Origin of the sequence: Streptomyces sp. NPDC059080 (genome assembly GCF_042739975.1) — a bacterium.
In the GTDB taxonomy this organism is placed as follows: Bacteria; Actinomycetota; Actinomycetes; order Streptomycetales; family Streptomycetaceae; genus Streptomyces; species Streptomyces benahoarensis.
In genome coordinates this window covers 165,096-183,730 of sequence record NZ_JBHYGX010000010.1, presented here as the reverse complement: position 1 = coordinate 183,730, position 18,635 = coordinate 165,096, and the positions used below count along the sequence as shown (strand labels likewise).

Below are 18,635 nucleotides of genomic sequence, written 5' to 3'. Positions count from 1 at the left end.
GGGGGCGCGCGGGGCGCCCCCGGGCCGCGTGGGGGGCGGGGCGCGGCCCGGTCACCGGGCGCCGGCCGCCCCCCCCCCCAGGCCGCCCTCCGTCAGTCGAACCAGCGCGCCCGCGCCAGCTCCTCGCCCCGGTCCGGCTCCTCCAGGAGCGCAGCGACCTCGAAGCGGCGGCGCCACTGGCCGGCGGCCCAGGCCAGTCCGGCGGCCACGCCCTCCAGCGTCGCCGCGTGCAGCGCGCCGTCGGCCGTCAGCCGCCAGTCCAGCTCGACCATGGCGTCGCCGTCGCCGACCAGCAGCTCCTCGTGCTCGGTGTACGCCTCGGGGGTGGCGGGCCCCAGCAGCGCCCGGACCTCCTCCGGCACCGCGTGCCGTACGCCCTCGGAGCGCACCTCGGCGTCGACCGCCTCGCTCAGCCGCGCCACCTGGAGGAGTTCGGCGAGAGCGGCGGCGCGGTCCGGGGCGACGGGCAGCAGCGCCCGCCCGGCCGCCAGCGGCATCAGATCCGGCGCGTCGGCGACCAGCGCGTCGGCCGCGTCGGCCACCCGTACCTCGCCGCCGGGCCCGCCGTCCGCGTCCGGGACGACCGCGCGCAGCGCGTCGGGCAGCGTCACCGACTCCGGGTCGAGCAGCGCCAACTCACCGTGGATCGCGTGGAGTTGAGCGGTCGTGACCGGCAGGTCCGGGTCGGCGAGGCGGCCCAGCAGTTCGGCGGCGCCGCCCGGTTCGTCCAGCAGCGCGGCCAGTGAGGTGCGCACGCCCAGCGCCCGCAGCACCTCCGGATCGACGTCGCCCGCGTCGGCCGCCTCGTACAACCCGGCGAGCAGCGGATCGCCGCCCGCGGACCGCAGTCCGGCGGGGTGCCGCCCGTCGAGCACCGGGTGGCCGCGCAGCCACCATGCGGTGTAGGGGCGGACGGATTCCGTGGTGCCGTCGGGCAGCAGGACCCGTACGGGCGCGGTCAGGGCGTCGCGCAGCGGTGGCCGGGAGAGCAGGGCGAGCGCCTGCGGCCAGGCGTCGTCGTCGACGAGGTCGAGGTCGCGGACGGCGATCAGCTCGGTGACGACCGGCGGTACGGGCGTGTCGGGCAGCGCGTCGAGGATGTCCTCACACCACACGTCGACGGCGTCGAGCAGCCCCGCGTCGTCCGGTTCGGCGAAGTCGCCCTCGCGCGGCTCCAGTTCGTCCGGGTCGAGGACCACATCGGTGGCGCGGACCAGTGCGAAGGCGGCCAGCACCCCGACGGCGGTCAGCGGCTGTTCGCCCCAGCGGTCCACCAACTCCGCGTCACAGGCGGCGAGCTCCCCCTCACGGAGGACCTGCTCGAAGGCGCTGCCGGGGTAGACCAGCTCACCGGCGGGGGCCAGTTCGCCGTCCTCGTCGGGCAGGGCCAGCGCGGCCAGCCACGGCTCGTCGCCGGGCGCGAGGTGCGCGTCGCGGACCAGGCCGAGGACCGTCTCGGCGATCTCGTCGGCACCGGGCGGCGCGCCCGGCCCGTCCGGGTCGGCGAGCAGATCATAGGCGTCCTCGTCGGCGTCGAGGGAGCCCGCCACCGCCGCCCTGACCTGCGGCGTCGTCAGGACCGCGCGGGGTGAGGCGGGGAGCGCGCCCAGCTTCTCCAGCAGCGGGTGGACCGCGTCGGGGTGCGCGACCTTCAGCCCGAGGCGGGTCAGCGTGGCGTACCGGGCCGCCGAGCCGTCCGCCGCGTCCTCACCGGACACCGGCAGCAGCACCTGCCGCGGCCCGAGGGTGGTGCGGACGGCGCCGGGGCGGCCGTCCGGTGCGGCCAGCGGGACGGGGAGCCCGGAGAGCCGGTCCGGGTCGGTCCCGGCCAGCGCGTCGTACAGCCGCCACCACCAGGACGGGTCCCGTTCGACGCCCGCCAGCCGGTCGATCATCTCGCCGAGCGGGACCCGGACGACGCCCAGCGCCCGCAGCTCCGGGCGGCGTTCGAGCCCGGCGGGGAGCAGCGTGGGGAAGAGTTCGGCGAGGACGGCGACGGCGGCGGCGCCCCCGCCCTCCAGGACCTCCGCGTCGACGGGCCGCAGTCCGTCGTGGGCGGCGCCGCCGGGCTCGTCCCAGGTGTCGTCGGGCGCCGCGGGCGGTGCGGTGGCCGGGGCGGCGCCGGGCAGGAACCGCGTCCGGGGCAGCAGCTCCAGGATCCGGCCGCGGAGTTCCCCGTCGATCCCGCCCTTGCCGAGCGGGCCCGGCACCAGGTCCAGGGCGGCGGTGGTCAGCGGGCGCCAGGCGCCGAGCAGCGCGGCGTACGCGGTGGCGGCGCGCGCCACCAGGAAGTCGGCGAGCGGACCGGGCGCGACATGGCGGCGGGTCGGCTCCAGCGGGAACGACGCGATCAGCAGCGCCGGGAAGCCCATCGGCTCATCCGTCGGCGTCGGCGCGTGCACCACGGGCGCGGTGCCGGGCACCGCCGGGGCGCCGTCGGCGTCCACGGGCACCGCCCAGGTCACCGACCACACCGGGCGCAGCCGCTCCTCGACCGGCCGGTCGGCGAGGAGCGCGGGCTCCAGCGGGCCGCCGTCGGTCACCACCCGCCAGCGGGTGTCGCCGCGCTCACTGTCCTCGATCCGGACCAGCTCGCCGTCCCGCGCGCGCCGCAACTCCCGTACGCCGTCCGGGGTTTCGACGACGATCTCGGCGAGCCCCGGCAGCGTCAGCAGCAGCGCGGCGTCGATCCCGGTGAGCAGCCGCCCGACGAGATCCAGCGCGGCGCCGTCCCGCAGCGGGAGCACCACGGCGGTGTCGTACCCCTCGGGCGCGGTGCCCTCGGCGGGCAGCGGCAGGCGCAGCAGCGGGACATGGCCGTCGCGGCGGCGCAGTTCACCGCCGAGCCCGGGGCTGTGCGCGGCGACCTCGCGGGTCAGCTCGCGCGCCTCGGCCAGCGACCAGCGGACGCCGCCGGTGCGGCCGATCAGCGCCGGTTCGTCGGTGACCGACAGCACGGCGGCGAACCCGACCCCGAACCGGCCGACCGCGCCGGTCTCCACGCCGGCCTCCCGCTTCGCGGAGGCGCGGAGGGTGGCGAGCGATTCGACGCCGGTGGCGTCCAGCGGGGCGCCGGTGTTGGACGCGACGAGCACGGCCGGGGCGTCGCCGTCGGCCGGGTGCAGGGTCAGCCGCAGGCGGCCGGGGACACCGGCGCGGGCGGCGGCGTCGGCGGCGTTCTGGGCCAGTTCGACGGCGAGACGGTCGCGGTAGCCGCCGAGCGCGAGGTCCTCCTCGGCGTTGGCGTCCTCCCGGAAGCGGGCAGGGGAGGCGGCCCATGCCTCCAGCACTCCGCGCCGCAGCCGCGAGGTGCCGAAGGGGTCGGACCCCTCGGTCTCCCCGCGGACCATTGCCGTACCGGTCACTTGCGTCTCCCTCACGTCTTTGTTCCGACCGTAGCGCCGGTCGCCTTTGCGGCGGGCATTTGTGTGGTGGGGGGCCAGGCGCCTGCCCGGCGGGGGAGGGCGCGGCCCTCGGTAGGCGGTGGGTGACGGTGGTGGGGCGGGGCGGGGCGGGCATGACGGCGGCTTCGGAGTGGCCGCCGCAGCCGTAGGAGAGGGAGACGACGCGGCCGTCGGCGGGGGAGAACTCGTTGGCGCAGACGCCGAACGCCTGGCGCAGGGAGCCGGCGAGCGGGGTGAGGAAGCCGCAGGAGATGCAGGTGGCGGGGGCCGCCTGGGCCATCGCGGTGCGGGCGCCGAACGCCTCGTCCCAGCGGTCGGCGGCCTCGTGCAGGCCGTAGCGGGACAGGATGCGGGCGCGGCGCATGCCCAGTTCCTCGGCGAGGGAGGTGAGGTCGCCGCGGGCGGGGACGGGCTGGACGGCGGGCGAGCCGGGGACGACGTCGGCGTCCTCGGTGTCGGCGATCTCGGCGATCTCCGCGGTCTCGGCGGGCAGGTCCGCGGCGAGGGCGGAGTTCGGCGGCGGGGTGTCCTCACCGGTGTAGCCGGGCTCCAGGCGCAGGTCCTCGGCGTCGGTGGGCAGCAGGTCGCCGGGGCCCATGTCGCCGGGGCGCAGCCGCTCGCTCCACGGCACCCACTCGGGGGCGAGGACGGCGTCCGGGCCGGGCAGCAGCGCCGACTCATCGAGGGTGACGACCTTGGCGCGGGAGGCGCGGGCGACGGTGACGGCCCAGCGCCAGCCGCGGTAGCCGGGCTCCTTGCAGGCGAAGAGGTGCGTGACGACGCGGTCGCCGTCGGCGACGGCCTCCAGGTGCTCGCCGACCATGCCCGGCAGCGCGGTCTCCTCGGCCGCCGCACGGGCGAGGTCGACCGCCTCGGCGCACAGGCGGTCCGGGGTACGGCTTCGCATCGCAGCACTCACAAGAATCGATTCTCTCTTCCACGCCGTCTCACGAGTGCGCCAGCCGGAGCTGTCCTGTCCATGTCCGGACGACCGGCGGGGCCGGGGCGGGCGGAGCGGACCTGGGGACCGCGTCGACGTCCGCGCCCGATCGCTTGGGTCGAGCGCACCTCTCACGACCCATTCTGAGGGATCGCGCAAAGGCGCGCGGCCATGGACGACCGCCGGTGGCGCGCTACACACGCTACCCCTTCGATCGTGGACGACCCCTCGGCGGGAGCGGCAAATGTGATCGCCGGGGGCCACCGGTGGCGGCGGGAGGGGCGCGGGCCGCCGCCACCTCGCGCGACAAGACCGGGAAACCGCCCGATAGCTGGCAAATTCGGGCAGTATGGCCGGATGGCTGCCGCACGGGCATCGAAGGGCTCGCGGTTCTCGCGCGCGTCGACCCGGAGCGGGCTGCGGCGCGACCGGGTCCGCGGGGCGGGCCGGGCCGCCGGACGGGCGCTGCACCGGCCGTTCACCGGTGCGGCCCGCGGCGTACGGCGCGCCACCCATGCGCACGGCGCGGGCGAATCGGGCCTGGGCAAGCTCATCGAACTGCACGCGGTGAACTCCGCGGGCGACATGTTGATCACCGTCGCGCTGGCCTCGACGGTGTTCTTCTCGGTGCCGACGGATCAGGCGCGGGGCCGGGTGGCGCTGTATCTCGCGGTGACGATGGCGCCGTTCGCGCTGCTGGCGCCGGTGGTCGGGCCGCTGCTGGACCGGGTGCCGCACGGGCGGCGGGCCGCGATGGCCGCCGCGATGCTGGCGCGGGCGCTGCTGGCGCTGACGATGTCGGGCGCGGTCGCCGGCGGCGGTCTTGAGCTGTATCCGGCGGCGCTGGGCGTGCTGGTGGCGTCGAAGGCGTACGGCGTGGTGCGCAGCGCGGTGGTGCCGCGGCTGCTGCCGCCGCGTTTCTCGCTGGTCAAGGCCAATTCGCGGGTGACGCTCGCCGGGCTGCTGGCGACCGCGGTGGCCGCGCCGCTGGGGGCCGGGCTGCATCTGATCGGGCCGATGTGGCCGCTCTTCGCGGCGTTCCTGGTGTTCTGCGGCGGCACCTTCCTGTCGTTCACGCTGCCGCACAAGGTCGACTCGGGGAAGGGCGAGGCCCGGGCTCGGCTGGCGTCCGGAAAGCCCTCGGGGCCGGGGCTGCGGTCCGTAGGCCCGTCGGTGCTGCACGGCCTCCAGGCCAACGCCGCGCTCCGCGCCCTGTCGGGGCTGCTGACGTTCTTCCTCGCGTTCCTGCTGCGCGAGCAGCCACTGTCCGGGCTGGGCGCCGCGGCATCGCTGGGGCTGGTCGCGGTCGCGGCGGGCGGCGGCAACGCGCTGGGCACGACGGTCGGCGCCTGGCTGCGGGCGCGCGGCCCGGAGCGGATCGTCGCCGGGGTGCTGGGCGTCGCGCTGGCCGCGACGGTGACGGCGGCGGTCGGGTACGGGCTGCTGTCCCTGGTGGTCGTGCCGGTGGTGGCGGCCACCGCGGGGCTCTGCCAGGCGCTGGGCAAGCTGTCGCTGGACGCGATGATCCAGCGCGACGTCCCGGAGACGGTGCGCACCTCCGCGTTCGCCCGGTCGGAGACGGTGTTGCAGCTGTCGTGGGTGGTCGGCGGCGCGCTCGGCATCGCGCTGCCGCTGGTCGGCGAGGTGGGCATGGTGGTGGCGTCGGTGCTGGTGGCGGTGGGTGCACTCGTGTCCGTACGGGGCCTGCTGGGCGCGGCCCGGCGCGGCGGACGGGCCGCGGCGCGGGTGCGGTGAGCGGCCGGGCGGCGCCGGACGCGGAACGCGGGCTGCGCCGTCCGCCGGGTGCGGGTGGCCGCGGGTGGCGGGTGCGGGCGGCCGGGCGCCGGGTGCGGGCGGCCTCCGGCGGCGGGCCCGGGTGCCGGATCCGGCCGGTACGCATGTGGGCGGCGCGGGGCGGCACGCCGTACCCGGGCGTGGTGCGCGCCGGGCCGCCAGATAGCCTGCCCGCATGACCGCTGCGATGATCTCCTGGGGCAAGGGCCGCCGTGCCGCTGCCGCCATCGGTGCCGTGTCCCTGGGCCTCGTCACCCTCTCCGCCTGTGAGAAGCCGACCGACCTGGCGACCGTGACCGTCGGCTCCACGACCGTCACCGCCGAGGCCACGCCCGGCTGCAACGGCGACGGCAAGCTGCTGAGCAAGAAGCAGGTCGAGTCCTGCATCGCCAAGAAGGGCGCCAAGACCGTCACCGTCCAGCCCGGCGAGAAGGTCCGCGTCGGTGTGGAGCCGGACGTCGCCAAGTCCGGCTGGATCGTCATCGGCGGCGGCCCCGTGATGCGCGAGGCCAGCCACGAGACGTACCGCTCCTTCGACGCGGACACCCTCTTCATGCAGCAGAACCCGCAGACCGGTCAGACCACCTACAGCCGGTCGGTCACGCTCCAGGTCGCGGAGCTGGGCAAGGGCGAGGGCCCCAAGACCATGTGGCACTTCGAGCTGAAGCAGAAGGACTGAGCCCGCTGACCGGGTCCCGGCGGGCCGTCTGATGCGGGTACTCGTCGTCACGGCGGTGGCCGCCGAACGCGACGCGGTGTGCGCCGCGGGCGGCCCGTACACCCCGCGCGCCCTGCCCGGCGGCCTCGCGCTGCACCGCGGCGGCGCGGACACCGGCCCCGCCGTCGACGTGCTGGCCGCCGGCGTCGGTCCGGCGGCCGCCGCGGCCGGGACGGCCACCGCGCTGACCGCCGCGGCGCTGGACGGCGCGCCGTACTCCCTGGTGATATCCGCCGGGATCGGCGGCGGCTTCGCGCCCGCCGCCCCGCTGGGCTGTGTGGTCGTCGCGGACGCGCTCACCGCCGCCGACCTGGGCGCCGAGACGCCCGAGGGCTTTCTGCCGGTGACGGAGCTGGGCTTCGGGACGGTCACGCACCGCCCGGACCCGGCGCTGGTACGGGCCGTCGCCACCGCGTGCGGGGCGCGTACCGGCCCGGTGCTGACGGTCTCGACGGTGACGGGCTCCGCGGCGCGCGCGGCGGAGCTGACGGCGCGCCATCCCGGTGCGCTGGCGGAGGCCATGGAGGGCTTCGGCGTCGCCGAGGCGGCCGTGGCCCATGGCGCGGGTGTGCTGGAGATCCGTACGGTCTCCAACGCGGTCGGCCCCCGCGACCGGGCGGCCTGGCGCATCGGCCCCGCGCTGACCGCGCTGACCGGCGCGTTCGTGGCGTTGCCCGCCGCGCTGCGCGCCCTGTGACACCCGGCCCGGCCACCGCGCCGGGCCCGTTTGCGAGGAGGACCCGTGACCCGGCCGCTGGACATCGCGTATTCGCCGTGCCCCAACGACACCTTCGTCTTCGACGCCTGGGCGCACGGCCGCGTCCCCGGCGCACCGGAGCTGGCGGTGACCTTCGCGGACATCGACATCACCAACGGCATGGCCGAGCGCGGTGAGTTCGATGTGCTGAAGGTGTCGTACGCGGTGCTGCCGTGGGTCCTTGAGGAGTACGCGCTGCTGCCGTGCGGCGGGGCCCTGGGGCGCGGCTGCGGGCCGCTGGTCCTGACCCGCGGGGGCGGTGACGCGGCGGGTCTCGCCGGGAAGACGGTGGCGGTGCCCAGCGAGCGGTCCACCGCGTATCTGCTGTTCCGGCTCTGGGCGGCGGCCGAGGTGCCGGGCGGTGTCGGGGAGATCGTGGTACTGCCGTTCCACGAGATCATGCCGGCGGTCCGCGACGGCAAGGTGGACGCGGGCCTGGTCATCCACGAGGCCCGCTTCACCTACGGGAACTACGGCCTGGCCTGCCTGGCCGACATGGGCGAGCACTGGGAGCGCACCACCGGGCTGCCGATCCCGCTGGGCGCGATCATCGCGAAGCGGTCGCTGGGCGAGGAGATGCTGCGGCGCCTGGCGGACGCGGCGCGGACGTCGGTGCGGATGGCGTGGGACGACCCCGAGGCGTCCCGTCCGTACGTCCTCGGGCACGCCCAGGAGATGGATCCGGCCGTCGCCGACCAGCACATCGGGCTGTACGTGAACGAGTTCACCGCCGACCTCGGCGAGCACGGGTATGCGGCGGTGCGGGGGCTGCTGACGCGCGCGGCGGCCGAGGGGCTGGTACCGCCCCTCGGCCCGGACGCGCTGGCGTTCGTCTGATCCGGACGGTCCGGCCGGGCGCGGCCCCTTCGGGCGCGGGCCCGGCGGGCGGGGTCAGACGTCGAGCTGGTCGGCGACCGCGCGGAGCATTCCGGCGATCTTGGTGCCGTGCGCCTTCTCGGGGTAGCGGCCGCGCTCCAGTTGCTGGGTGACGTTCTCCAGCAGGGTGGTCAGGTCCTGCACGATCGAGGCGAGTTCATCGGGCTTACGGCGCTGGGCCGCGGCCACCGAGGGCGCCGGGTCGAGGATCGTCACGGACAGCGCCTGGTCGCCGCGCTGACCGGCGACGACACCGAATTCGACGCGCTGGCCCGGCTTGAGTGCGTCCACGCCGTCGGGCAGCACCGACGAGTGCACGAAGACGTCACCGCCGTCGTCGCGGGAGAGAAAGCCGAAGCCCTTCTCGCTGTTGAACCACTTGACCTTGCCGGTAGGCACGTCTGTCCTCGTCCTCGTACTCGTGGGAAAAATGCGGGCTGAACTGCTCGAAAAAAGCCGAAAGTGCGGAAAAACTGCCGGAAAAACGGGTCTGGATAGCAGTGCAGCGGGTCACCCGGACCCGCCGTCACCAAGGCTAATGCTCCCGCACGCGGTGACAAGACGTACCGGGCGGTTCCTCCCTGCTTGTGGCCCGGACTTACCCTGGTCAGGTGTCTGACGAAACACCCCGGGACGGGGATCTGCTGGTCCGAATCGGCGCGATCGTGTTCCTCATTGGCGCACTGGCCACTCTGGCCACGATCACCCCACTGTTCATCGGCGCCGAGCCGCTGCCTTCGGTTTTCTACTGGTTGTGCATGCTGATGGGCGTGGGCTTCCTCATCGCCGGGGCGGGGGTGGTCCGCTCCGTCATCGGCCAGCGCCGCCGGACTCAGGCGGACTCGGCGTCCCTCGCGAGGTAAGCGGCGAGCCAGCCCGGGAACGCGGTCAGGTCGTCGAGCACCACATCGGCACCGGCCGCGCGCAGCTCCGCCGCCTCGCACGGCCCCGAGGCGACCGCGACCGACAGGGCGTCCGCGGCCCGCGCGCCGCGGACGTCGCCGGTGTGGTCGCCGACGTAGACCGTGGCGCCCTGCGCGCGCAGCGCCTCGGCCTTGGCCTCCGCCCACAGCGATCCGACGAGGATGTCGACGTCCAGGCCCAGGTGGTCGAGGTGGAGCTTGGCGCTGGGCTCGAACTTCGCGGTGACGACGAGCGTGCGGCCACCGGCGGCGTGCACTGCCGCGAGCGCCGCGCGGGCACCGGGCATCGCGGGCGTCGGCGCGACCGCGTACTGCGGGTACAGCTCCCGGTACAGCTCACTGGCCTCGGCGATCCGCTCCTCCGGGAACCACTGGCGAATCTCCTGCTCCAGCGGCGGGCCCAGGCGGGTGATCGCGAGGTCGGCGTCGACGTACACGCCGGTGCGGGCGGTCAGCTCCTGGTAGGCGGCCTTGATGCCGGGGCGGGAGTCGATCAGGGTCATGTCGAGATCGAAGCCGACGGTCAGGGCGGGGGCGCGCGGGACGGTCGGGTCGGCGGGGGCGATCGGGGCAGCCATGTCCGCCATTGTGCCGGGCGCCACCGACAGCCCCGCGGGGCCCGCCCGGCCCGGTACGAACCCGGGTCGTACCCTTAGCCTTGCCTTACCTAAGCGCGTGCCCCTGATGGGGGTGTCTTCTCGGTCTTCGTGGATCAGGCGTCACTGCCCCCCGGAGAGCGGAAAGCCCCCCGGGCCCGGTGGTCCGCCGCCGGGGTCCGGGGCGCGTGCTGCGTCCGGATATCTCGAAATGGACCCGATGTCAGCCGACCAGGCAAGCAGCCCCCGGAGCGCCGCCCCGCGCCCCGGCGCATCCGGCCCCGGGGGGCGCGCGATGAGCCGGATGCGCGGGCGGCGGCTCGTCCTGACGCTGGCGGCGGTGGCGGCGCTGCTGCTGGCCGTCCTCCTCTCGCTCGCCGTCGGCAGCCGCGCGTTCGCCCCGTCCGAGGTGATCGGCGCGCTGGTGCACGGCGGGGACGGCGACGCCGCGCAGGTGGTGCGCTTCCTGCGGCTGCCGCGCACGCTGATCGGCCTGATGGTCGGGGCGGCGCTGGCGATGGCCGGGACGGTGCTCCAGGGCATCACCCGCAACCCGATCGCCGACCCCGGCATCCTCGGCATCAGCCAGGGCTCGGCGGTCGGCGTGGTGCTGGCGATCTCGCTGTTCGGGGTGCACACGCTCGCCGGCTACGTCTGGTTCGCGTTCGCCGGTGCCGCCGTCGCGTCGGTCGTGGTGTACGCCATCGCCACCCGGGGCCGGGGCGGGGCGACGCCGGTGAAGCTGGCGCTGGCCGGTGCGGCGATCAACGCGCTGCTGGTGTCGGTGACGATGGCGGTGCTGACGACCCAGGCGGCGACGCTGGACGAGTTCCGGTTCTGGCAGGTCGGCTCGCTGACCGGCCGGGACAGCGAGGTCGCCGCCCAGATCTGGCCGTTCCTGCTGGTCGGCGCGGTGCTGGTGCTGTCGGTCGCGCGCGGTCTGGACGCCCTGGCGCTGGGTGAGGACGTCGCCCGGGGGCTGGGCCAGAAAGTCGCCGTCGTACGGATCGTCGGCGGGCTCGGCGCGACGGTGCTGACCGGCGCGGGCGTCGCGGCGGCCGGTCCGATCGCGTTCGTCGGGCTCGCGGTGCCGCATCTGGCACGCGCCGTGGTCGGCAACGACCACCGCTGGGTACTGCCGATGGCGGCGCTGCTCGGCCCGGTGATCGTGCTGGTGTCGGACACCGTCGGGCGGATCGTCTTCCCGCCGTCGGAGGTCCCGGCGGGCGTGATGACGGCGCTCATCGGGGTGCCGTTCCTGGTGACCCTCGTCCGCCGGAAGGCGGTGGCCGCGTGAACGCCCCCGGAACCCGCGAGGCGGTGGCCGCCCCGGCCCCGCGCCCGGCCGCCGGGCACCGGCCGGCCGGTTACGCCGTCGTCGGGACCAGCGGTGCTTCCAGGGTTTCCTTCCTTGTGCACCGCCGGGCAGCGGTCGTCGCCGTGCTGCTGGCGGCGGCGCTGGCCGCGGTGTGCCTGGCGTACCTCTGCGTCGGTGAGGACTTCGTCGCGCCGTCCGACGTCCTCGACGTGATCCTGGGGCGGCCGTCGTCGCAGGAGCTGGTCGTCGGGACGCTGCGGCTGCCGCGGATGACCGTGGGGCTGCTGGTCGGCGCGGCGTTCGGCGTCGCGGGCGGGCTGATCCAGACGGTCGCCCGCAACCCGCTGGCCAGCCCGGACATCATCGGCGTCACCCAGGGCGCGGGCGCGCTGACGGTCGGCGCGATGACGCTCGGGGTCACCTCGTACACGGCGCTGCCCTACCTCTCGGTGGCCGGCGGGCTGCTGGCGGCCGGGCTGGTGTACGTCTTCGCGTGGCGCGGCGGGCTGCACGCGACCCGCTTCGTGCTGATCGGCATCGGTTTCGCGGTGGCGCTCCGCTCGGTGATCCAGCTGTTCCTGACGAAGGGCGACTACCTGGTCGCGCAGCAGGCGCAGGTGTGGATGACGGGGTCGCTGAACGGGCGGGGCTGGGCGGAGGCGGCGCCGCTGGGCTGGGCGCTGCTGGCGCTGCTGCCCGCGGTGCTGTGGGCGGCGCGGGCGCAGCGGACGGTGTCGATGGACGACGACACCGCGACGGCGCTGGGCGTCCGGCTGGGCCGCACCCGGCTGGGGCTGGTGGCGCTGGGCGTGGTGCTGGCGTCGATGGCGACGGGCGCGGCGGGCCCGGTGGACTTCGTGGCGCTGCTGGCGCCGCAGATCGCCCGGCGGCTGACGCGCACCGCGCAGATCCCGCTGTTCAGCTCGGCGCTGCTGGGCGCGGCGATCGTGGTGGGCGGCGATCTGCTGGCCCGCAAGCTGTTCGCGCCGACGGAGCTGCCGGTGGGTGTGCTGACCGCCGCCGTCGGCGCGCCGTATCTGATCTGGCTGATCATCCGGGGCCACCGCACCCGCACCCGCAGCCGCACGGCGGGCCGTGGCCGCGCCGCCGGGACCCGTAGCCGTGCCGCAGGAGGAGAAGCGTGACCGAGACCGGCGCAACCGCCGCCCCCGCGACCGGAGAGCCCGCCCCGAGCAGGCTGACGGCGCGGGAGCTGACGCTGGCGTACGAGGACCGTACGGTCGTCGACGGGCTGGACCTGGACGTGCCGCAGGGCGCGGTCACCGTCGTCGTCGGGCCGAACGCCTGCGGGAAGTCGACGCTGCTGCGCGCCCTGGGGCGGCTGCTGCGGCCGCGGCGCGGCGCGGTGTTCCTGGACGGCGCGGACCTGGCGCGGATACCGACGAAGCAGATCGCCCGGTCGTTGGGGCTGCTGCCGCAGACGCCCGTCGCGCCGGAGGCGATCACCGTCGCCGATCTCGTGGCGCGCGGCCGCCAGCCACATCAGCACTGGTGGCAGCAGTGGTCGGCGGAGGACGAGCGGGCGGTGACGGAGGCGATGGAGCGCACCGACGTCGCCCAGCTCGCCGCGCGCGCCGTCGATGAACTCTCGGGCGGCCAGCGGCAGCGGGTGTGGATCGCGATGGCGCTGGCCCAGGAGACCGATCTGCTCCTCCTGGACGAGCCGACGACGTACCTGGACATCGCGCACCAGGTGGAGGTGCTGGACCTGGTGCGCCAGCTCAACCACGAGCGGGGCCGCACGGTCGTCGCCGTCCTGCACGACCTGAACCAGGCCGCCCGCTACGCCGACCACCTGGTGGCGATGCGCGCGGGCCGCGTGGTGGCCGAGGGCCCGCCGGACGAGGTGGTCACCGCGGAGCTGGTGCGGGAGGTCTTCGGTCTGGAGGCGGTCGTCATCCCGGATCCGGTGACCGGCTCCCCGCTGGTGGTGCCGGGGCGGCCTTGGGCGGGGGCCGGGGTCTCCGGGGTCTGAGGCGCCTGGACTACCGCCCCGGCAAGATCCGCACGGGTGGTGGCTGGTCCGGCCAGGTGACCGCATACGCGGGGTCGACTCCCCGCAATATCCGGACATACCGGAGCAGTTCACGGACGATCCCGGCATTGCCCGACGCCCAGCCGGTGCGAGGTTCGAGGAGGCGGGGCGTCGTCCGGCAGCCCGTACGGGGTCCCGTACGGGAAACCTCGTAGGGGCGGGCGAGCCCGTAAGGGAGCCCCATAAGGGCGAACGGCCCCTGCGGGTCGGGCCCGTGAGCGTTGGTCAGTCCGGGCGGGCCCGGTCCGTCATCGGGCCCGGCCCGTCATCGGGCCCAGCGCCGCATCCGCCACACCAGGAACACCGCCGAGGCTACGGCTGCGACGCGGACCAGAAGCGGCAGACCGTCGAGGAGCGCGGCGCCCATCTTCCCGGAGGTGATCGGATCGCCCCACCGGCCGGTGGCTCGGCCCCACATCCACAGGACTCCGCCGCCCGCCAGCAGGCCGGGCACGCCGAGCGCGGCGAACTTCGCCTCGGCGTGGGTGAGGCGGCGCGACAGGAACGTCACCGCCCAGCCCGCGGCCAGCGCGAGCCAGCTCCCGAGGACCGCACCGGCCAGCAGCAGCACCACGGCGAGCGTCACCACGGGGCTGAGCCGGACCCGGGTGGCCGGTGCCTCCTCGGCGGCCGGTTCCGGGGCGGACGCCTCCGGTGCGGGCGCCGCCTTCCGGCCGAGGGCGCGGCGCAGCAGCCCCGGCAGCGGACGGCCCGGTTCCGTACCGGCGCGCTCCCCCGGCGAACCCTCCCGGGCCTTCTTCGCGTCGTCGTCCTCCCCGGGCCGCTTCCACATCTCCGGGATCTCGATGCCGCCGACGAACCCGGGCACCGTCTCGCCCATCCCGGTCGGCTCCGGCCGCGCCAGCCACCAGTCCGCGTCGCCGTCGCCCAACTCGTCGGCCCCGGCCAGATGCGGCGGCGCGGCGGAACCGGGCGCCAACGTGAACCGCGGCCCGGCCGCCTCCGCCGCCCCGGAACCGGCGCCCTTCTTTTTGAACAGCCCGGACCACTGCCCGGACCGGGATCCGTCCCGCGTTCCGTCCCGCGTTCCGTCCCGCGTTCCGTCCCGCGTTCCGTCCCGCGGCGACGGCACCTTGCCGGACGCACCGTCACCGGCCCTTGAGGCTTCGCCCTCCGCGGCATCGCCCGTAGAGGCGGGAGCCGACGGGCCGGACGCGGATGGGTCGGACGGGTCGGACGGGTCGGACGGGTCGAATGGGCCGGATGGGCTGGACGGGTCGGACGACTCGGGCGCGTCGGCGTAGCCGAGAGGCGTGGGCGGCTCGGCGAGTCCGGAGGTCCCGGTGGGTCCGGAGGTCCCGGAGGGACCGGCGAGGCCCGGCGTCCCCGACGGGCCGGAGGAGGAGGCCCGCTTCCCCGACAGGCTGGAGGTGGCGGGCGGTTCGGGTGCGCCCAGGGGCGCGGACGGTCCGGCGTGCGCCCCCGGTGGTACGGACGGAGCGCCCGCCGCAGGCGGAGCGGGCGGACCGTCCGCCGCGCGCGGAGCCGACCGCCGCCCGGCCACCCCTGCGGCCGACTCCGCCGCCGATACGACCGCCTCCGGGGTGCCCAGCCGGGACAGCACCCGCTTCACCTGGGAGACCGACGAGGACTTCTGGCCCGCGATCCGGGACGTGGCCTCGGCCCGCAGATCGGCCACCAGCCGCATCCGCGCCCCCGAGGGCAGGCCCCGCTGCTGGGCCAGGTCGCCGACCCGGCTCAGATAGTCAAAAACGAGCTGTTCGCTCTCGATCCCCACGAAATCCCCTGCGGCGTCCGCTGGTTGCTGCCCCGACGGTACCGCCTCCCCTCCGAACCGCGCCGAGGACCGCACACCCGGCCCCTGACACACCGCCACTTCCGGTACGCCGCCTTGCCCGGCACCCCCCTGATGCGCCTCCCCCCGGAGCCTCCTCAAAGGGCTCGCTCCAAGGGCTCGCTCCAAGGACCATCCAAGAACCGTCCAAGGGTTTGCCCCCGGTCCCGTGCCTCCCACCGCAACGCCCGGCGGGCTTCAGGCCCATACGGGAGACACCACTCCCGTCCGTACGGGAGACACCGCCCCGGCCGATCCCCTACGGGACCGCATACGCGGATCCGTACGGGACGCGCGACGACCGCGCCCACCCCCTACGGGAAACACGCGGCGCCCACGACCGCACCCGTACGGAACCCCCGGAGACCGCCCGCCCGACCCCCTGAGCTGCCCGGCAGCCGGAGCCCCGCCCCGTACGGGCTCCCCGGATCCCGAAGTCCGGGGCGCGCGGCGGGCGCGTGCGGGTCCTGGTGCGCGCCGTCACAGCGGGATCCCGTTACGGTGGCCACCGGCCCGGCTAACGTAGGGCGGATGACGGATACGCCCCGCACCCTGGCCGAGGAGCTACGGACCCGCACCGACGGCGGGCTCGTCGACCTGCTGCGGGCCCGCCCGGACCTGCTCAACCCGGTGCCGGGCGACGTCACCCAGCTCGCCACCCGGGCCGGGACCCGGGCCTCGGTGGCGCGGGCCGTGGAGCGCCTGGACCGGTTCGCGCTGCAGACCGCCGAGGCGCTGGCAGTCGCGCCCGACCCCTGCCCGTACCCCACGCTCGCCTCCCTGATGACCGGAGCCCCGACAACCGCCCCGGACACGGCCGAGGGCACGCCCGGACCGGACACCTCCCAGGGAGCGGAGGGCCCGGACGCCTCCCAAGGGACGGAAGGGCCGAACACCCCCCAGGGCCCGGGCGCGCCCTCCCTGGACGCGGCGGTGCTGGCCGCGCTGCCCGGTGCCGTGGCGGCGCTGCGGGCGCAGGCCCTGGTGTGGGGGCCCGACGACCGGCTGCGGCTGGTGCGCACCGCCCGTGAGCTGCTGGCCCCGAGCGCGGCGCACCCGTCGCCGACCGGCCTCGGGCCGACCGTCGCGGAGGCCGCGGCCGGGATGTCGCCGGGGCGGATCCAGGAGGTCATCGCGACCGCCGGGCTGCCGCCCACCCACGACCCGGTGACCGCCGTCGCCGCGCTGACCTCGCTTTTCACCGACGGCAAGCGGATGGCGGCGCTGCTGGACGAGGCGCCCGCCGAGTCCGTCGCCGTCCTCGACAGGCTGCTGTGGGGGCCGCCGTACGGCAGCGTCACCGAGCGGCCCGCACCGCATCTGCGCTGGCTCCTCGACCGCGGGCTGCTGCTGCCCGCCGGCGCCCGCAACGTCGTACTGCCCCGGGAGGCGGCGCTGCATCTACGGGCGGGGCGCGCGCACCGTAGCCCCGCGCCGGTGCCGCCCGCCCTCGCGCCGGTCACCGTACGCGATCCACAGGCTGTGGACGCGGCCGCCGCCGGGCAGGCGTTCACGGCGCTGACGACCGTCGAGGAGCTGCTGAAGGAGTGGGATCTGGGCGGTCCGACGGTGTTGCGCGCCGGGGGCCTGAGCGTCCGTGACCTCAAGCGCACCGCGGCCGCCCTGGACACCACCGAGCAGACCGCCGCCTTCTGGCTGGAGCTGGCCCACGGGGCGGGCCTGATCGCCTCCGACGGCGAGGCCGACGAGCGGTACGCGCCGACGCCCGCCGCCGAGGAGTGGCGGCAACTGCCCGACGCACAGCGCTGGGCGGAGCTGGTGGCGGGCTGGCTGGACGCCACCCGCACCCCGGGCGTGGTCGGCGTCGCCGATGCCAAGGGCCGGGCGGCCGCCGCCCTCGGCCCGCACCTCGACCGCTCCCCCGCCCCCGAGGTCCGCCGCCGTACCCTCGCCCTCCTCGCGGAGCTGCCGCTGGGCTCCGCCGTCCCGGAGGCGGCCGTTCTGGACCGCCTCCACTGGGAGCGCCCGCTGCGCGCCGCCGCCCCGGAGGGCGCACCCGCCGCACCCGGGGGCGCCGCAACCGGAGGCGCCACTCCCCCACCCGGGGAAGACCTCCGTACCCGCCTCGCCCGGTGGACGCTGGCCGAGGCCGAACTGCTGGGCGTCACCGGGCGCGGCGCCCTGTCCGCACCCGGCCGCGCGCTCCTGGGCGCCCCGGGCTCCGGGGGCGCAGGCTCCGGGGACGCGGCGCCCCGGACCGCCCCGACGGCCGCCGGGACCCGGAAGGCCGCGGCCCGCGCCGGGGCGCTCCTCGCGCCGCTGCTGCCCGAACCGCTCGACCACGTCCTCCTCCAGGCCGACCTGACCGCTGTCGCGCCCGGGCCGCTGCACCGCCCGCTCGCCGAGACGCTGGGCGCTCTCGCCGACATCGAGTCCAAGGGCGGCGCGACCGTCTACCGCTTCACGCCCGCCTCGGTGCGCCGCGCCCTGGACACCGGCCGCACCGCCGCCGAGCTGCAGGAATTCCTCACCACCCACTCGCGGACGCCGGTACCGCAGCCGCTCGCCTACCTGATCGACGACGTGGCCCGCCGCCACGGGCGACTGCGGATCGGCGCGGCCTCCGCATACGTCCGCTGCGACGACGACGCGCTGCTCGCCGAGATCCTCGCCGACCGCCGCGCCGCCCCGCTGCGGCTGCGCCGCCTCGCCCCGACGGTGCTCGCCGCGCAGATCGCCCCGGACCAACTCCTGGACGGCCTACGGGCGATGGGCTACGCCCCCGCCGCCGAGTCACCCGAGGGCAACGTCGTGGTCGCCCGGCCCGATGCGTACCGCACGGGGCCGCGCACCGCGCCCGTCCCCGTGCCCGAGGGGCCGCCGGTCCCCGACGCGCCGCTTCTGGAGGCGGCGGTCCGCGCCATCCGCGCCGGCGATCTGGCCGCCACCGCCACCCGCAAACCCGTCAGCGCCACCACCCCGGCCCCCGGTGCGCCGCCCCGCACCACCTCCGCCGAAACCCTCGCCACAATGCAGGCGGCCGTCCTCACCAACGCCGCCGTCTGGATCGGCTACGTCAACGCGGACGGCGCCGCCAGCCAGCGCGTCATCGCCCCCGTACGGGTCGAGGGCGGCTTCGTCACCGCCTACGACCACACCGCCGACGAGGTCCGTACCTACCCGCTGCACCGCATCACCGGCGTCGCCGACCTGGCGGACGACACGGTCTGACCCCGGGGCCCGGCACCACCCCTTACGGGATCGCTCCCCTACGGGTCGGGGCCCCCTACGGGTCGGGGTCAGGTACGGGTCAGGGTCCGGTACGGGTGTGCTTTCTTTCCTCGGTTTCGCGCGATAGGCGAACATGGAGAGCAGCGCGCATCCCCGGCGCGCCGGCCGGGACGCTCTTCCGGCGCCGGGCACGGGGCAGAGCCCGAGCCGGAATAGATGCTTCGGGTGTTTCCGTTGTCACCTGG

General features: G+C 76.0%; 13 protein-coding genes and 1 pseudogene. 9 read left to right on the top strand and 5 right to left on the bottom strand.

Annotation, left to right across the window (positions count from 1 at the left end):
* Positions 1 to 92 precede the first annotated feature (92 nt).
* Both ACFWWQ_RS11480 and ACFWWQ_RS11475 read right to left on the bottom strand, forming a co-directional pair.
* Positions 93 to 3,350, bottom strand: coding sequence for a sacsin N-terminal ATP-binding-like domain-containing protein (locus ACFWWQ_RS11480; protein ID WP_384593901.1), 3,258 nt, complete (start codon positions 3,348 to 3,350; stop codon positions 93 to 95).
* 91 nt (positions 3,351 to 3,441) lie between these two features.
* A pseudogene (locus ACFWWQ_RS11475) lies at positions 3,442 to 4,311 on the bottom strand (DUF3027 domain-containing protein); the annotation flags it as partial.
* A gap of 390 nt (positions 4,312 to 4,701) precedes the next feature.
* Between ACFWWQ_RS11475 and ACFWWQ_RS11470 the strand changes: the two are divergent.
* From ACFWWQ_RS11470 to ACFWWQ_RS11455, 4 genes are all read left to right on the top strand, one after another.
* Complete coding sequence (locus ACFWWQ_RS11470) at positions 4,702 to 6,099, top strand: MFS transporter (RefSeq protein ID WP_384593838.1); 1,398 nt, start codon at positions 4,702 to 4,704, stop codon at positions 6,097 to 6,099.
* A gap of 214 nt (positions 6,100 to 6,313) precedes the next feature.
* Complete coding sequence (locus ACFWWQ_RS11465; protein WP_384593835.1) at positions 6,314 to 6,817, top strand: hypothetical protein; 504 nt, start codon at positions 6,314 to 6,316, stop codon at positions 6,815 to 6,817.
* 31 nt (positions 6,818 to 6,848) lie between these two features.
* A complete protein-coding gene (locus tag ACFWWQ_RS11460; RefSeq protein ID WP_384593832.1) occupies positions 6,849 to 7,553 on the top strand; it encodes a futalosine hydrolase in 705 nt (234 codons plus the stop codon).
* A gap of 45 nt (positions 7,554 to 7,598) precedes the next feature.
* Positions 7,599 to 8,450: a 1,4-dihydroxy-6-naphthoate synthase gene (locus tag ACFWWQ_RS11455; protein WP_384593829.1), complete on the top strand. Its 852-nt coding sequence runs from the start codon at positions 7,599 to 7,601 to the stop codon at positions 8,448 to 8,450.
* A gap of 54 nt (positions 8,451 to 8,504) precedes the next feature.
* On the opposite strand, the gene ACFWWQ_RS11450 is transcribed toward ACFWWQ_RS11455, so the two are convergent.
* On the bottom strand, positions 8,505 to 8,888 hold the full coding sequence (locus ACFWWQ_RS11450; RefSeq protein ID WP_384593826.1) for a cold-shock protein: 384 nt from the start codon (positions 8,886 to 8,888) through the stop codon (positions 8,505 to 8,507).
* A 212-nt stretch (positions 8,889 to 9,100) separates the two neighbouring features.
* Here ACFWWQ_RS11450 and ACFWWQ_RS11445 point away from each other — a divergent pair, with 212 nt between their 5' ends.
* A complete protein-coding gene (locus ACFWWQ_RS11445) occupies positions 9,101 to 9,352 on the top strand; it encodes a hypothetical protein (protein WP_384593823.1) in 252 nt (83 codons plus the stop codon).
* On the opposite strand, the gene ACFWWQ_RS11440 is transcribed toward ACFWWQ_RS11445, so the two are convergent.
* Positions 9,322 to 9,999: an HAD family hydrolase gene (locus tag ACFWWQ_RS11440; RefSeq protein WP_384593821.1), complete on the bottom strand. Its 678-nt coding sequence runs from the start codon at positions 9,997 to 9,999 to the stop codon at positions 9,322 to 9,324. The two genes, ACFWWQ_RS11445 and ACFWWQ_RS11440, sit on opposite strands and share 31 nt — an antisense overlap.
* 304 nt (positions 10,000 to 10,303) lie before the next feature.
* On the opposite strand from ACFWWQ_RS11440, the gene ACFWWQ_RS11435 reads away from it, so the two are divergent.
* From ACFWWQ_RS11435 to ACFWWQ_RS11425, 3 genes are read left to right on the top strand one after another with little or no spacing between them, the layout of a single operon-like run.
* Positions 10,304 to 11,305 (top strand): FecCD family ABC transporter permease, encoded by a 1,002-nt coding sequence (locus ACFWWQ_RS11435; RefSeq protein ID WP_384593818.1) that lies wholly within the window; start codon positions 10,304 to 10,306, stop codon positions 11,303 to 11,305.
* 23 nt (positions 11,306 to 11,328) lie between these two features.
* Positions 11,329 to 12,471: a FecCD family ABC transporter permease gene (locus tag ACFWWQ_RS11430; protein ID WP_384593898.1), complete on the top strand. Its 1,143-nt coding sequence runs from the start codon at positions 11,329 to 11,331 to the stop codon at positions 12,469 to 12,471.
* Entirely contained in the window at positions 12,468 to 13,322 is an 855-nt protein-coding gene (locus ACFWWQ_RS11425; RefSeq protein ID WP_384593816.1) for an ABC transporter ATP-binding protein, read from the top strand. Before ACFWWQ_RS11430 ends, ACFWWQ_RS11425 begins: the two co-directional genes overlap by 4 nt.
* 325 nt (positions 13,323 to 13,647) lie before the next feature.
* Here the strand turns inward: ACFWWQ_RS11425 and ACFWWQ_RS11420 are convergent, their stop codons facing one another.
* Positions 13,648 to 15,141 carry a hypothetical protein gene (locus tag ACFWWQ_RS11420; RefSeq protein WP_384593813.1) on the bottom strand — a complete coding sequence of 498 codons (1,494 nt, stop codon included), beginning with the start codon at positions 15,139 to 15,141 and terminating at the stop codon, positions 13,648 to 13,650.
* A gap of 588 nt (positions 15,142 to 15,729) precedes the next feature.
* Between ACFWWQ_RS11420 and ACFWWQ_RS11415 the strand changes: the two genes are divergently transcribed.
* The gene (locus ACFWWQ_RS11415; RefSeq protein ID WP_384593810.1) at positions 15,730 to 18,390 is read left to right on the top strand and encodes a helicase-associated domain-containing protein; all 2,661 of its coding nucleotides are present in this window, start codon (positions 15,730 to 15,732) and stop codon (positions 18,388 to 18,390) included.
* The last annotated feature ends 245 nt before the right edge of the window (positions 18,391 to 18,635 follow it).

Coding starts and splice junctions, on each gene's coding strand:
- ACFWWQ_RS11440 (WP_384593821.1), bottom strand. CDS start 9,999: ATGGCGGACATGGCTGCCCCGATCGCCCCCGCCGACCCGACCGTCCCG.
- ACFWWQ_RS11460 (WP_384593832.1), top strand. CDS start 6,849: ATGCGGGTACTCGTCGTCACGGCGGTGGCCGCCGAACGCGACGCGGTG.
- ACFWWQ_RS11470 (WP_384593838.1), top strand. CDS start 4,702: ATGGCTGCCGCACGGGCATCGAAGGGCTCGCGGTTCTCGCGCGCGTCG.
- ACFWWQ_RS11435 (WP_384593818.1), top strand. CDS start 10,304: ATGAGCCGGATGCGCGGGCGGCGGCTCGTCCTGACGCTGGCGGCGGTG.
- ACFWWQ_RS11415 (WP_384593810.1), top strand. CDS start 15,730: ATGACGGATACGCCCCGCACCCTGGCCGAGGAGCTACGGACCCGCACC.
- ACFWWQ_RS11465 (WP_384593835.1), top strand. CDS start 6,314: ATGACCGCTGCGATGATCTCCTGGGGCAAGGGCCGCCGTGCCGCTGCC.
- ACFWWQ_RS11480 (WP_384593901.1), bottom strand. CDS start 3,350: ATGGTCCGCGGGGAGACCGAGGGGTCCGACCCCTTCGGCACCTCGCGG.